Below are 15,135 nucleotides of genomic sequence, written 5' to 3'. Positions count from 1 at the left end.
TTTTGCTGCCGTTTCCGGCATTCTCAGCACCAATAACGGCACCTGAGTCCGTTAAATGCTGAACCTGCCCCAAAAGCAGCAAATAGAGTCATCTCAGTCCGTTAGCCGCCCACACACCCCCACAACACAAAAAAAGCACGTAAGATCAGCATCTTACGCGCTTTTTTATAAATTACATTACTTCCAATACCGCCTAGACATACAATGCTCCTTGGCGAGCTTACATGTCTTCAAATCCACCAGCTCAATAGAGCTGATAGTTTCAGGAGAGTGAATCATTTGGCCATCCCCCGCGTAGATCCCTACATGGTGAATTGCTCCCTTACCTTCATCATGAGCGAAAAAGAGCAAATCCCCCGCTTCCAGTTGTTCCTTCTTAACGAGAGTTCCCCGCTTCGCTTGGTCCGAGGCATCTCTAGGAATCAAAATCCCGAAATATCTATGCATGGAATGTGCAAAGCCGGAGCAGTCAAAGCCATAGGAGGACAAGCCTCCCCATAAATAAGGCAGATCCAGGAACCTTTTCGCCTGTTCCACGATCCCTTGTCCAATGTCAGCTACTCCTACCTGAGAAGCTAGAGGTCCATCAATCAAGCGGATATCATCCACTTTCAGATACCCAGCCCCCTCCGGCGTCTGCACTTTCACCAACTTTTCCATTTCCTCCAGCACAGGCAGAGAAGTCAGATAACTCAACTCAATCAACTGTTGGGTCGGATTTTTATACAACCACGCTTTATCGGATATCACTTCCGCTCTTTTCGAGCCGAGAGGGACATCCGATTCTTCAACCAACTGGCAGCTTGGCACCCATCCAGGATAACCCAAGTCATCCTTGCGCGTTCCCTGTTGAGGGATAAGCACCTTACTCCAGCCTCCCACTTCTTCTGTAACAAGAACAGATGCACCATAAAGAATCTGCGTCTGAATACGGTTCGCCAGACACAAATCCAGCTTATCTCCAAGTGTCATATCCCCCAGCCACTCTCTCATATCGGCTGGGCACCTTAATGCCGGCTCATCTACAGGACGCGGCGAATCCGGCTTTGACCATACGGTTGCAACAGACACAGCGACCATCTTCCGCACCGGTACTCTCATACTCACGACCCCACTGGACTTTGGCTGTGGACGACATCTAAAATACCAAGTCCTGATGTTTTCGGAAAGGTCATAACCCTTCCATCATACTTCACTCCGCCAACTACAATATCCTGAAGCATCATTAAGGGCGCATCGAAATCACAACGGGTGATATTCTTCTTGCTGGCCGCAAGATGAGCGGCAGCCGTCACAGCCACACGGGATTCGATCATGCTGCCCACCATGCACTCGACCCCGAATTCTTCCGCAATATGATTAATAATTTGCGCCTTGTATATACCACCGGATTTCATCAGCTTAATATTAATCAAATCCGCCGCACGGCTTTTCAACACCTCGAAGGCTTGAATGGGTGAAAACACACTTTCGTCTGCCATAATGGGAGTTTCTACGTGATCCGTCACCATCTTCAGCCCTTTGATGTCCCCCGCTTTCACCGGCTGTTCAACCAGTTCAATGTCCAGACCCAGATCCTCCATACGCCGTATCGTACGAATGGCATCCTTCACTTGCCACCCCTGATTCGCATCGATGCGGATTTTCACGCCGCTGCCAATACACCTGCGAATTTCTTTGATTCTTTCGATATCTTCCAGAATGTCATCCTTACCCACTTTAATCTTCAATACGTTGAAGCCTTCTTGCACATAACGAACCGCATCTTCTCCCATTTCCTTAGGGGAATTGACGCTAACCGTAAAATCCGTTTCAATCTGATCCTTGTAACCGCCCAGGAACTGATACAACGGCAAACCACAATTCTGCGCAACCAAGTCGTAAATCGCCATATCTACAGCCGCTTTAGCGCTGCTGCTTCCGATCATCGATTGATGAATCTCCTGGAGAATGCGCTCATAAGCCAGCAAGCTTTTGCCAACTAACAACGGTGTGAATGTATGTACAATAGCCGAATGGATACTGTCCAGGCTGTCGCCTGTTATGACAATGGTCGCCGGAGCCTCCCCCCAACCAACTCTGCCGTCATTGCTCTGAATTCGAACAATGATAGATTCCGTACTGTACACGGTACGCAAAGCCGTTTTAAACGGTTTCTTAAGCGGTGTCGACTGCCGCATAACTTCAACACTTTGAATAATGCTCATGAATTTGCCTCCTTATGCCTCTACACCGGGTTCCGTACATGCCAGCAACTTCTCGTAAGTACTCATTCTCGCCCCAATACCAAAGGGAACCGCAATATTCGGAGAGCAGTGGCCAATTTTAAATCCGGATAATGTCGGCTTCCCAGCAGGTACGATATGATGATGAAAAACTTCCTCTAACGTAAACGATACTTTCCGTTTATCCGGCTCACAGTTATGAAAATCACCAATCAATATGCCAGCTGCATTCGCAAATTTCCCTGCATGCTTGAGCTGATTTAACATACGATCCACTCTATAAGGTTCTTCGTCGATATCTTCAATGAAAAGAAGTTTCCCCTTGGTATCCAACTCATAGGGCGTCCCCAGCGTACTCACAATTAAAGAAAGGTTTCCTCCAACGATAGGTCCGACAGCCTCTCCTTCCACTAATGTTTGGAGCGGAGAAATCTCTTCTGTATAACGAAGAACGGAAGGACGAAGGAGCGTTTCATAATTCTGAACCGTAAGCGGGTGCAGTTCATCTTTTCCCAGATCAATCAACATAGGGCCGTGAAAAGTAACCAAACCTGCAAATCGGCGAATAGCAGCATGCAAAAAAGTAATATCACTATATCCCCAGAAAATCTTCGGATTAGCTCGAATCAGGTCATAGTCCAGCAAATCCGCGATTCTTCCGGTACCATAGCCGCCACGCGCACAAATGATAGCTTTGATAGCAGGATCAGCAAACATAGCGTTCAGTTCCCCGGCTCGCTCCTCATCCGTTCCCGCCAGATAGCCATGCTTCTTATTCAAAGTATCTCCCAGCCGTACTTGCAGCCCCATTTTCTCCAAAACGGTTGAAGCTGCTTTCACCTGCTCCGTGTCTACCCAGCATGCCGGCGCCATAATACCTACGGTATCACCAGGGCTTAGCCGCTTAGGCTTTATGAGTTCAGCCATGAGCACCAATCTCCTTTATTTATTTCAAATCCGCCCACTTAAAGTCCAGGAAGCCGAAAGCATGTCTAACGACACCTTCCAATTTATCGCTTTGCAAGTAAGTCGAGTTGTAGAAGTAGAGCGGCAGAATCGGAGCTTCATCCATCAAAATTTTCTCCGCATCATGCATCATTTTGTATCGTTTCGCTTCGTCTGTTTCTACATAGGCATCTTTGATCAATTTATCATACGTAGGATTCACCCACCCGGTACGACTGAACGGATTTGTCGATTGGAAACCGTCTAGGAAGTTGATCGGATCCGCAAAGTCAGGAAGGAAGGATGAACGGGATAATTGCAGTTGTAGATCCTTTTGCTCCGTAGTCAGTACTTTTCCTTCTTTGTTTGCCAGTTTCACATCAATACCAAGATTATCTTTGAGCATCGCTTGGAGCGTTTGAGCAATCCGTTGGCTAACATCATTCGTGTTATACGTCAAAGTAACTTCAGGCAGCTTCGAGTATCCGGCCTCCTGCATCCCTTTTTCCAGCAGTTTTTTCGCTTCTCCCGCATCAAACTTGATCAGGCTGCCGCCCACTTTACGGAAATCTCCCCCTGCAGGATCGTTAAGTCCTGGTGACACATAACCGTCAGCCGGCTTCTGCTTTTGCTTCAACACCAAATCTACAAGCTTCTGTCTGTCTACAGCCGCAACGAAAGCTTTTCGAATGTTGACGTTGTTGAATGGAGCCATTTTCACATTAAAACGATAGAACGCCGTACCTGCGGCATCTTCCACCTTTACTTTGTTGTCCGCGAACAGTTTGTCGCTCATATCAGCCGGAATGGAACCCGTCGTATGAAGCTCACCGGTCGTGAAGAGCTGGTAAGCCGTGTTCGTATCATTGATCATTTTAAAAGTAACGCCTGCCAGTTTTACGTTTGCGGCATCCCAATATTGATCGTTCTTTACCATTTTAAGCTCGCTATCGTGCTTCCATTCCGTAATTTTGAACGGTCCGTTACTTACAATTGTAGCCGCCTCACCTGCCCATTTGGCATTGCCCTCCACAGTCGCCTTATGTACCGGGAAAAAGGCAGGACTGGAAACCATGCCTACCAACCAAGAAGCAGGCTGTGCCAAAGTAACCTCCAGCGTCTTGTCATCCAGCGCCTTGATTTTCACATTGTCCGCCGATCCCTTGCCGGAATTATAAGCTTCTGCGCCTTCAATCGGATAGGCAAGGAATGCCGCATCCGAAGCTGTTTTAGGATCTAGCAGACGCTTCCAGGCATACTCAAAGTCGGCAGCTTTTACCGGATCTCCGTTGGACCATTTAATGCCGTCGCGCAGCGTAAAGGTATACTTCTTCCCATCCGGCGAGATTTTCCACTCTTTAGCCATCGCTGGCTCAGGCGTCTGGTTTTTACCAAGACGCGTTAACCCTTCAAAGGCATTATTGACAACATCGTAAGAAACTTGGTCAAATCCTTTCGGTGGATCGAGGGATGTCGGTTCTTTTAAATTGTTGTAGAGGAGGATCTTGGACTTCGTTTCTTTGGCTGCTTCCGTCTGGCTGGCTCCAGACGCTTGCGTTCCGGAACCAGGATCTTTGCTGCACCCAGCTAGCAGCGTACCAATTACCAATACGGAGCTGATTAGCAATGCTGACACTTTTTTCATGAGCACTTCTCCCCTTTGTCATCGTCTTATTTATCCTAGAGCCGTCATGCTATTTCTTTGGTTCGACGGCTGGAATACAACTTGAGAGCGTGGATCCTGCAGCCAACAGGCTACGGAATGGCCGCTCGATACAGCAGTCTGCTCCGGCTGATAGACACCGCATACTTCCATCGCATAACTGCAGCGCGCTGCAAATGCGCAGCCTTGCGGCGGAGCAAATAGATCCGGCGGCGTCCCTGCAATCGGCGTAAGCGGAAGCGACTTGTCCGTGTCCAGTCGCGGCATAGAAGCCAACAGCCCTTTGGTATAGGGATGCTGCGGGTTATAGAACAACTCATCCACGGTGCCCGATTCAACAACCTTGCCGGCATACATCACATTGACCCGATCAGCCATATTCGCAACAACACCAAGGTCATGCGTGATGATGATGATAGACACACCGGTTTTCTTCTGAAGCATTTTGAAAAGCTCGATGATTTGTGCTTGAATGGTGACATCGAGTGCGGTAGTCGGCTCGTCGGCTATAAGCACCGAAGGATTGCAAACCGCCGCGATGGCAATCATAATCCGTTGTCTCATGCCGCCGCTAAATTCATGCAAATACTGCTTCAGGCGCATCTCAGGATTAGAAATGCCAACCAACCCCAGCATTTCCGTGGCTTGCTTACGTGCTTCTGCACGCGATATTTTCTGATGGCGAATTATTCCTTCCATAATCTGCTCACCGATGGAGATGGTGGGATTCAGTGCCGTCATGGCATCTTGGAAAATCATGGATATTTCCGATCCTCTTAGCTCTCGCAGCTGCTTTTCGCTAAGCGCGGTCAACTCCCTCCCTTTATACCTAACGCTGCCTTGGCTGATCTTCGAGCTTTGCTCGGGAAGAAGACGCGTCACGCTGCGTGCCGTTACACTTTTGCCGCAGCCGGATTCGCCTACAATAGCCAACGTTTCTCCTTTTCCTAACGAAAAACTGACTCCGCGAACCGCCTTCACTTCTCCACCATGTGTGGTGAACGAGACGTGCAGATTATCCACTTCCAATATAACGTCGGGCGAGTTCGTAGTTTTCACCTTGGCTACCTCCTCCTTTTCGGATTAAAAGCGTCCTGCAAGCCATCACCGACCAAGTTAAAAGCAAGCATCGTGATCGATATGAAAAAGGCCGGATAAAATAACCGCCACCATTGCCCCGACAAAATGGTCGACAGACCATCATTGGCCATAACGCCCCAGCTTGCCAAGGGAGGCTGAATACCCAGACCCAGAAAACTTAGGAATGCTTCGGCGAATATAGCGGAGGGCACCGAGAACGTCACTTGTACGATAATGACGCCGATGGCATTAGGCAGCAAATGCTTGCGGATGATGTAACCCGCTCCTCCACCTAACGTTCTTGCCGCCAGCACATACTCCGATGATTTCAGGCTGAGCACCTGCCCGCGCACAATTCTCGCCATTCCGATCCAGCCCGTCGCGCTTAAGGCTACAATGATCGTCAGCAGACCCGGCCCCATGACAACCATCAGCAGGATGACTACAAGCAGATAAGGAATCCCGTACAAAAGATCAACGAACCGCATCATGATGTTATCGATTCGTCCCCCTAAATACCCGGCGATGCCGCCATAAATGATGCCGATAACCAGATCAATGAAAGCAGCCATTAAGCCGATAAATAGGGAAATCCGCGCCCCGTAAAGGATTCGGGCATAGACGTCACGTCCAAGTTCATCCGTACCGAACCAGTGAGCGGCCGATGGCTTCTGGTTGGCATCCAGCAGCACTTGCTTCGAATAACTTTGGTCTGTAAGATGAGGTCCGACTATCGCTAGCAAAGCCATCAAAACTATAATGATTAGCCCCGCCATCGCTAATTTATTGGCACGCAGCCTAATCCAAGCTTCCTGCCAAAACGACAGCCGCACTCGAACAATCGCTTCCGCCATTCCTTTGTTATTGACCATAGGGACGAATAAGGAATCTGGCACATTCATCACTTACCCCTCCTTCCTGTGCAGCTTGATGCGGGGGTCAACCAGCCCGTAGGCGACATCCACCAGAAACATCATCACTACGAGCAGCGCACTATAAAATACGGTCGTCCCCATAATGAGCGAGTAATCCCGATTATTAATGCCATCAACGAAATATTTCCCCATTCCCGGGATCGCGAAAATCTTTTCAATGACAAAACTCCCTGTAAGAACATTGGCCACCAGAGCCCCCAGCAGAGTAATGACCGGAAGCACCGCATTTCGGAGCGCATGCTTGATAACAATCGTCGCAGGCGACAAACCTTTCGCCCTCGCCGTTTCGATGTAGTCGGCTGTCAGCACCTCCAACATGCTCGCCCTTGTCAATCTGGCAATGATCGCGAGCGGTCCGGTTGAAAGGGCAAGCGCTGGAAGAACGACATGCTTCCACGTCCCCCAAGTGGCTACCGGAAGGAGCTTCCATTCGACCGCCACGTATTTAATTAACAAAGTAGCGACGATGAAGTTCGGTACCGCTATGCCGATAACCGCAAAGATCATGGCGAGATAGTCGATTATGCGGTTTTGCCGAAGAGCAGCGACCGTCCCAAGAGCAATTCCGGTAACGATTGAAATCAGAATCGATATGATCCCCAGCTTAAAGGAAACCGGAAATCCCCGGCTGATCATGGAATTGACGGTATCGGGAAAGTGCCCGATGGAAGGCCCAAGATCCAAGGAAAGCAGTGATTTTAAATAAAGCAAGTACTGTGTCGTAACAGGTTGGTCTAAATGGTAAAATTCCATTAAATTCTGAACCGCCGTGGGATTCGAACTTTTGCCCTCTTTCTCGAATGGCGACCCCGGAACAGCGTGCATCAGTGCAAAAGTAACTGTAATAATTAGCCACAGTGTGACAATCATGGAGATAAATCGACGAAGAATATATTGTGTCACGCTATCACCCACTCTCGCTTTTTAACAAAATGCCGTTCTCATCGCCAACTCCGTCATCACCAACATCGCTCGGTACGCCTCAAGAATGTCTTTCGCCTGAAAGGTGACAGTCGGACTGTTATCATCTATCGTCGTACCCGGCATCAGGTGAGCCCACTCCGCTTGGCCATAGTTGGCAAATTCAATCTTCAGCACCGGATGATCCGGCGGCACAAGCGGCTTCACTCGGCCCGCGTTAGCCAGCGCTTCCTTTGTTTTTCCCTGAAGCAGCAGTCCGCTTTTCTCGGGGGTTAAACACATGGCCGAAGTTCGCGATATCCGCTTTTTCACAATGGCTGTCGTAACTCCTGGAATCAGCTCCTCAGCTTCCATTGCGGTTTCATCATCCCCAGCGACCAATAGAACAGGCACACCATAATGGCCGGCAACATAAGCATTAAACCCAAGCTCGCCAATGACCCTATCATTGATATACATATTGCGAACACCGAAAATCATCGTATGGCTGAGGACGCCTTTGGTCGCCGCTCTCGTGTGATACCCCAGAAAAGCCGCCCCAGAGAACGAAGCATCTAAACCCTGCACCATGGAAAAGGGCTTCACATCGCCCGATATCAACTGTGTTTCGGGATGCAGCTTCTCGATTAGCAGATTATTCATTTTGGAGTGGCTATCATTCACAATGACTTCCTTGCAGCCTTCATCAAAAGCGGATCGGATGACATGATTCGCTTCATCTGTCATGATGTGCTGCCCGCGAGTGTAATTGTACTGTCTGGAATCAACAAACGTGTGATCAACAAGTCCGGTTATCCCTTCCATATCAATGGAAATATAAAGTTTCATAGGGTCGCCTCCCGCATTGTAAAGTAACAAAAACCCAGCAAACAGCCCCAGGAACCTGTGTCCCAAGAAACTATTTGCTGGGTTTTATTTACGTGTATGTTGCCATACGGATAAATAAAGCAGCTTACACTGTACCGGAAGATTGGAAACCCAGCTCTTCCCGGCCGTTAAGTGCTAATTTGTATTTTTTTTGCGCGTCTTTGTACGCTACGATAAGGGCCTTCTGGGATGATCCGTGATATCTGCGGCGGATTTCCTCCGCCACCACATCAAGCAGAAGCATATTGTGCCCGATGAAGATCGAGCGCACAAAATCCGATGTGAGCGGTATCGTGGATGAACATCCTGCATCAACAATCTTGTGACTTGCCGTATCGACAACAAGACCAATAAAAAAAGCGTTATACTGCTGGGTAATCGGATTGTTCACAGAAGCTTGCGCGTCGCCGATGATGTAAATCGTATCCTTGTCGTATACCAAACGACCACTCTCCTTATTAGCATTCCGTTCGTTTTCCGGGCGGGATGTGGGGAGAGATGTAGTCTCCTACGACCGCCAGAAGCTAGAATACTAACGATGTAATATATACTAACATCGAAATAACATGTTGTAAATATGTAAATATCGAATCTCTTTCTCTCCCTCACAATCTAAGGAAAGCAGTCTTCAATACTTGCGCAAGCTCTTCTTCCGCCACAAAATAAATGCCTTGTCCTTTACTCTGGTTGACACCGTTCATGAGCAGAATGAAGCCCCATTTTTCTTGCTTATGAAAATACATGTCGCTTAGCAGTCCATACGCATCACCGGAATGCCCAATTAGTCGGTGTCCTGGGAGCAAATCATCCGTGATCTGGAACTGGAGCCCGCAGTTGCGGAAAAACCCCTCTTGTCGGTACCCCGACCAATGCGGCGCGTGCATCAGATCCACAGATTCCGGCTTCAGGATTTGAACATCGTTCAATTTACCGTCATTAGAATGCGCTTCCATAAAACGTGTCAAGTTATCCACGCTTGTGCGAAGTCCGCCTTGCGGGCTGAATAATGCTCCGTTAGTGCCCGGCACATAGCCGCTGTAATCGATGGCCTCCGGTTTCTTCCCGCGAAAATCGTCCGTACCCACAATAAATTCATCATTGGCCTCTGAATATTCATACAACACAGCAACGGAGTCCATGTCTTTCAAATCCCCGATGTTGAAGCTAGTATCATTCATCTGAAGCGGTTCGAACAGATGCTTCTTGCAATATTCGTCAAATCGTTCATTCGAAAGCCGCTCCACCACCGTTGCTAGCATGACGGCACCCAGATTCGAATATTCGAAGCCATCCGGATCTCCCGGCCGTCCATCTCCCCAGAGACTGTCGGTGTAATAAGTCCCGCCTGGAAGAAGGAGATCCGCAAGACGAATCTTCGGTGGATTCTCACTGCGCGAATCAACGACAAAACGAACATATTCATCTTGCAGTCCCGAAGTATGCGTCATTATCATCCTGAGCGTTATCGGCGTTTCCGGATATTTGGAACTGCGCACCGGAATTCCGAGTATTTCACTTACATCCTGATCAATTCCACATAAGCCTTGCTCGACAAGCTGCATAACCGCTGTCGCGACCACCGTCTTCGAGATGGAAGCGATGCGAAATATGGTTTGAGATGTAACAGGAATACGTCTATCTACATTTGCCCATCCATATCCCGCGCTCCAAATCTGTTTCCCTTCACGCATTACGGAGGCCGCTAATCCAACGATTCGATGCTTGTCCATCACCTGCTGAATCTGTTCATCCAAAGAATTCAAGCAAATCCTCCTTCGACCTGATTTGTCAAAGATTTGATTCTTATAGATCCATTATAATAAAGTCTTTTCGTACTGTGTAGCATTTTTTTGCCGCACTTCCAATCTAGCAGCAATCACGAACATAGAAGTGAACCCCGCTACACCAATAAGCGCCATAATCGCACTGATCGTATACATGGCATGCGCGCCTAATTCCTGGAATATCAAGCCCCCAGCGATTCCAGCAACCATACCGGACAGGCCTCCCCAACTCAAAGCATAAACCGCTTGCCCTGACGCTCTATAGGCCGGCGGAATCAAATATGCCGTCAACTGCGTCCCTACATAGTAATAGCCTGCGAACGTGATGGAATTTAACGCTTGGATGAAAAGGATGTGATACGGCGACGTCGCCGCTGCCATCAGAAACCAGCGCAGTGCGTACAACAAGCTAACAGCCGCCAGACAGAAGAACATACTTCTGCGGTCTTTTCGTAAAAAACGGTCGAACAGCAAGTAAACAGGAATTTCAAATATAGAGGCAAAAAATGCGGACCATCCGATCAAGGAGCTATTCCCGCCTAGTTCGGACATGTAAATAGAGACAAATGTGTTGTTCATCGCATTAGGAATCGAAATAAGAATCCCCATCAGAATGAAGACCAGAAACCATTTATCACTCATGATTCGCAGATAATTGCCTTTTTTTCCGCTTTTGATTGAGCTTTCTGATTCCCTGTTTCCACTATTCTGAGCCTGAGGCAGCATCCATGCAAATACAATGGATAACCCCATCATGACGCCGCATACTTTCCATAAATCCCGGATGCCCAACCATTCCATCACAGGACCTGTCGCCAAGGCCATCAACGCCCAACCGAGCGCCCCCCATAGCCGAAAAGAACCGAACTTGTGACTCGTATGCTCTATCGCCTCCAAAATAAGACTATTGGATTGAGCAAACAAAGGACTCTGAAAGCAGAAAAAAACAAGTAAAAAAGTGACCAGGAACGGAAAAGAATTCGTAAAAAAGACCGTTTGCAGACTAAGAAAGCTGCCGATCAGGAGAATGATCAGAATGCGCCTTACATTAGACAAACGGTCGCTCCAATAACCCCAGAACGGATTGGCGATCAACGAAAGAATAGGCCCGCCGGACAGCAGCAAGCCTATTGCTACGCTAGAAATGCCTAATTCTTTCAAGTACAACGGGAAAAATGCACTATAAATCGCGAAGGCGCCATATAAAATAAAGCTGAATGCTTTGATGACGCCGAACGGGTGATCTTTCAGTCTTGCGATTACTGACATAGGTGCCACGCTATCCTTTCTGAGCTCTTAAGTCGAATGGACAAGTTTCCGATATTGCGTTGGCGTTACTCCGGTGTATGTTTTGAATATGGAACAGAAGTATTTATATTCTTTGTAGCCGACGCTTTCGGCGATTTCGAAGACGCGATCGTCGGTCCCGGACAACTTTGCTTTCGCCTGTTCGATGCGCACTTCGTTCAGATACTCGGCGAACCCTTTTCCAAACTTTTGCTTGAAGAGGATACTGAAGTAATTCGGCGTTATTTTTAGCCATGCAGCAACCTCAGATGCCTTAATATCCTTGTTGTACCTGGCTTCAATGTAGGATTTCACCCTGTCTGCAAGCCAATGATTTTTCCCCGTAAGGGAATTGTTGATCAATGAGAACATGGACTCCAGCTCCGCACGCAGCAGGGACTCCATCGCTCTGTAGGAGTTGTGCACCAAAAGATCGATTTCCTGAGAATGAAAGACATTAAGATACCCTGTCAAATCGATGCCAGCCGCTCGCAGCCGCCTTTGAAGTATAATGACGAGTTCCTGGAACGCCTGCCATATTTCCTTAATCAAGCTGCCACTCTCGCGAAACTCCTGCATAATTTCATCAATTTGCTGGCGTAGTTCAACATCATTTTCTTGAAACAAAGCATGGATCAGATTTTTCTCCCATACGATCAGCTCAGGAAGACGATGACTTCTTTTGAAAATCAGTTCTTCATCATGGAAAATAATTGGAGCAAGGGATGATAGCACGGCATAGTGCAATAAGGAAATAGCCTCCATGCAGCTAGCGTGAATCTGTTCTGAACTATGGAATGGCCGGGATATACTGGCATGTAGATCAAGATCCTCCGACAACTTCAGCACCCCGCTTAAAATGCCATGAAGCTCCTTCGCGCTCATCGAATGCGGTCCGACTACTAGCGACAGCAGCAAATTCTGATGTTGGAAAAATGAAACGGTCTCCAGCCCGGATGATCGCAAGGCTGTATCCACGTTTATTTCCCAGAGGCTCCGCTTCTCTCTGCGTTTTTCTTCGGACGACCGCCGGGTCCACTCCGCATAATCGGAGAGCTGTGTGGCGATCATCCAAAAGCTGCTCGACCCGGTTGTCATCATCAAAGGTACATAATCCTCATTTTGATCGATGACCCTCTGCTGCAGCTGCCCCATCAGCCATTTGCGCGTCCGTTCTACTTCTTGCTCACCCTCAAGCTTCCGTTCTTGCGTAATCTCTTCGCCAATCCGCTGCACCATGCCCATCAACTCATCGATATTCACCGGTTTCAGCAAATAATCTTCAATACCAAGCCGCAAAGCCTGCCTGGCATACTCAAAATGGTCATATCCGCTAACAATGATCACACGCGACTGAGGGAAACGCTGCTTCAATTCCTTTGCAAGCTCAAGTCCGTCCATGCCTTCCATGTTCACATCCGTTAACACGACATCCACAGGACAATGCTCCAAGAAGGCAAGCGCTTCGATTCCGTCATAAGCTTCTCCGACAACTTCAACACCAATCGTCTCCCAGGAAATGGTACGACGCAATCCTTGGCAAATAATAGGCTCATCATCTACAATTAGCATTTTGATGGTCATCGCTTTTCCTCCTGAGCACTCATTTGAAATGGAAGTCTTATTCTTACGCAAGCCCCGGCATAGGGCGGTTCTGAAGGAAGCTCGATGCCATACCCCTCACCGTATTCAAGCGTTATGCGTTCATGAATGTTGCAGATCGCGTGGTTCATAATGCCCTCGTCACCGATTCGATCTTGAAGAACCTGACGGATAACCTCCAGTTTGGTCTTGGCAAACCCGACGCCGGAATCCACCACTTCAATCAGCACATCCTGTTCTGCCATATAGCAGCGCACCTCAATGCGGCCACCCCCACGTTTAAAACCATGTTTGATGCTGTTTTCCACCAAAGGCTGAATGATCTTCTTCAAGAGAACGGCATGGTTCAACTCCTCCTCCATGTGCAAGGTGAATTGAAGTTTGCTTCCCATTCGTTTCTGCTGTAAGTCCAGATAGGCCTGAACAAACTCCAATTCCTCAGGCAGCGTCGTATATCGCTTGCCGCTATTTTGCCCCATTCGAAAGAAAAGCGACAGGGTTTCGATCAATTGACTCGTCTCCGCTGCTTTCTCCAACCTTGCCGTCCAACGGATCATATCCAGCGTATTATATAAAAAATGAGGATCCATTTGGCTTTGCAATATTCGAAGCTCCGATTCTTTCTGCCGAATCTCTAATTTATACTTTTTGTCGATCAGCTCCTTGATGGTCATAACCATGTTGTTGAACTGTCGGCCAAGCTCCCCGACCTCGTCTCGCGATCTGACTTTGACCTGCGCCGAGAAATCACCTTTTTTGAGCTTAGAGGTTTGTTTACTCAGTTCGAGCATGGGACGAATCATAGCAAATTCGAACCCGATTAAGGCGATTAACCCAAATATAAGAATAATCAGAATTAAAAATTTGAGCGACGCTTTGATCGCTTCCGTTTTTTGAACAATGGTTTGGTCCTTAACCATCGCTACAATGTACCAGCCCGTCGACTTCATGGGCTGACTGAAAACAACATAAGAAGCTCCATCTTCCTTCAAAGAGGAGACTTTTTTGGACAGCCCCCCGTGAAATTGGCTAAGCAGCGCATCGCTTGGGTAGGGATGTCCAATCAGGTTTTGATTTTGATGCAGAACAACACTGCCCTCAGGCCGAACAATAAAGATGGAACCCTGATCCTGAGGAACAGCAGACATTAATAAGTCCGTAATTTCCGACTCATCCAAACGAACGATCACCTTGCCCACCGGACGCGATGGGTTATCGAAGGAATTGATGACACGAACCATGGAAACAACGCGCTTATTTCCTGTCCAACCGCTCTCCAATTGATAGGAGTCCGTCCAAATGACCCCGCCTCTTCTCTGCTGAGCAAGATCTGTCCATGATTGTTCCAACCCTTTGACAGGCTCGCCCATTTGGAGTTGATTGCCTCCAACACCTTCAAGTGAAATCGATTTAATGTACACCTTGGACATAATTTGAAAGGCAATAAACCCCTCGATTGTCGTCTGATCCTTGTTCATTTGCACCATGTTGCCCGGCGTGGTCGGCGTCTCCATAAACCGTCTAAAGTTTTCTTGATAAATCATATAGTTCGATAAATCTTCAATAGCTTTTATTTTCTCGGATAAATTCAGTTCAATGGTATTCAAGTTCTTTTCCATGGCATCAATATATTGCTGCCGCAGAACAGCATCATAACGGCTCAGAATGACATTCCCGATCAAAAGGGAGGGGAGTGTCACCAGAAGGATGAAGATAGCGATCGACTTTGTTCTCAAACTGAAGTGCAAGAAAGGATATCTGTTTAGTATCATCAAGTTCCATCCCCTTCGTCGGTATTTCCTCATTTTACTATAAAACGGGGTCAA

General features: G+C 47.9%; 13 protein-coding genes. All 13 read right to left on the bottom strand.

Features of this window, described 5'->3' with window-relative positions:
• Window positions 1-177: 177 nt before the first annotated feature.
• Window positions 178-1,101, bottom strand: coding sequence for a C40 family peptidase (locus tag ACUN27_RS11010; protein WP_445558888.1), 924 nt, complete (start codon window positions 1,099-1,101; stop codon window positions 178-180).
• 2 nt (window positions 1,102-1,103) lie between these two features.
• Window positions 1,104-2,207, bottom strand: coding sequence for a dipeptide epimerase (locus ACUN27_RS11005; RefSeq protein WP_315955390.1), 1,104 nt, complete (start codon window positions 2,205-2,207; stop codon window positions 1,104-1,106).
• A gap of 12 nt (window positions 2,208-2,219) precedes the next feature.
• The gene (locus ACUN27_RS11000) at window positions 2,220-3,152 is read right to left on the bottom strand and encodes a S66 peptidase family protein (RefSeq protein WP_445558887.1); all 933 of its coding nucleotides are present in this window, start codon (window positions 3,150-3,152) and stop codon (window positions 2,220-2,222) included.
• A gap of 19 nt (window positions 3,153-3,171) precedes the next feature.
• Window positions 3,172-4,815, bottom strand: a complete 1,644-nt coding sequence (locus tag ACUN27_RS10995) for a peptide ABC transporter substrate-binding protein (RefSeq protein WP_315955392.1) — start codon at window positions 4,813-4,815, stop codon at window positions 3,172-3,174.
• A gap of 30 nt (window positions 4,816-4,845) precedes the next feature.
• Entirely contained in the window at window positions 4,846-5,892 is a 1,047-nt protein-coding gene (locus ACUN27_RS10990; protein WP_326062187.1) for an ABC transporter ATP-binding protein, read from the bottom strand.
• A gap of 5 nt (window positions 5,893-5,897) precedes the next feature.
• Window positions 5,898-6,815 carry an ABC transporter permease gene (locus tag ACUN27_RS10985; protein ID WP_315955394.1) on the bottom strand — a complete coding sequence of 306 codons (918 nt, stop codon included), beginning with the start codon at window positions 6,813-6,815 and terminating at the stop codon, window positions 5,898-5,900.
• A 3-nt stretch (window positions 6,816-6,818) separates the two neighbouring features.
• Window positions 6,819-7,751, bottom strand: coding sequence for an ABC transporter permease (locus ACUN27_RS10980; RefSeq protein ID WP_315955395.1), 933 nt, complete (start codon window positions 7,749-7,751; stop codon window positions 6,819-6,821).
• 21 nt (window positions 7,752-7,772) lie between these two features.
• Window positions 7,773-8,597: a M55 family metallopeptidase gene (locus tag ACUN27_RS10975; protein ID WP_445558886.1), complete on the bottom strand. Its 825-nt coding sequence runs from the start codon at window positions 8,595-8,597 to the stop codon at window positions 7,773-7,775.
• Between the two features lie 124 nt (window positions 8,598-8,721).
• Window positions 8,722-9,078, bottom strand: a complete 357-nt coding sequence (locus ACUN27_RS10970) for a DUF3870 domain-containing protein (RefSeq protein ID WP_315955397.1) — start codon at window positions 9,076-9,078, stop codon at window positions 8,722-8,724.
• A 163-nt stretch (window positions 9,079-9,241) separates the two neighbouring features.
• Complete coding sequence (locus tag ACUN27_RS10965) at window positions 9,242-10,399, bottom strand: serine hydrolase domain-containing protein (protein ID WP_445558885.1); 1,158 nt, start codon at window positions 10,397-10,399, stop codon at window positions 9,242-9,244.
• A 51-nt stretch (window positions 10,400-10,450) separates the two neighbouring features.
• Window positions 10,451-11,689 carry an MFS transporter gene (locus ACUN27_RS10960; RefSeq protein WP_445558884.1) on the bottom strand — a complete coding sequence of 413 codons (1,239 nt, stop codon included), beginning with the start codon at window positions 11,687-11,689 and terminating at the stop codon, window positions 10,451-10,453.
• A gap of 27 nt (window positions 11,690-11,716) precedes the next feature.
• The gene (locus ACUN27_RS10955; protein ID WP_445558883.1) at window positions 11,717-13,291 is read right to left on the bottom strand and encodes a response regulator transcription factor; all 1,575 of its coding nucleotides are present in this window, start codon (window positions 13,289-13,291) and stop codon (window positions 11,717-11,719) included.
• Complete coding sequence (locus ACUN27_RS10950; protein ID WP_445558882.1) at window positions 13,288-15,081, bottom strand: sensor histidine kinase; 1,794 nt, start codon at window positions 15,079-15,081, stop codon at window positions 13,288-13,290. The genes ACUN27_RS10955 and ACUN27_RS10950 overlap by 4 nt, the downstream gene beginning before the upstream one ends.
• Between the last annotated feature and the right edge of the window lie 54 nt (window positions 15,082-15,135).

This window comes from Paenibacillus sp. WC2504 (assembly GCF_052682475.1).
Note: the sequence above shows the minus strand (reverse complement) of the source record. Positions and strands in the feature narration are given on the sequence as shown.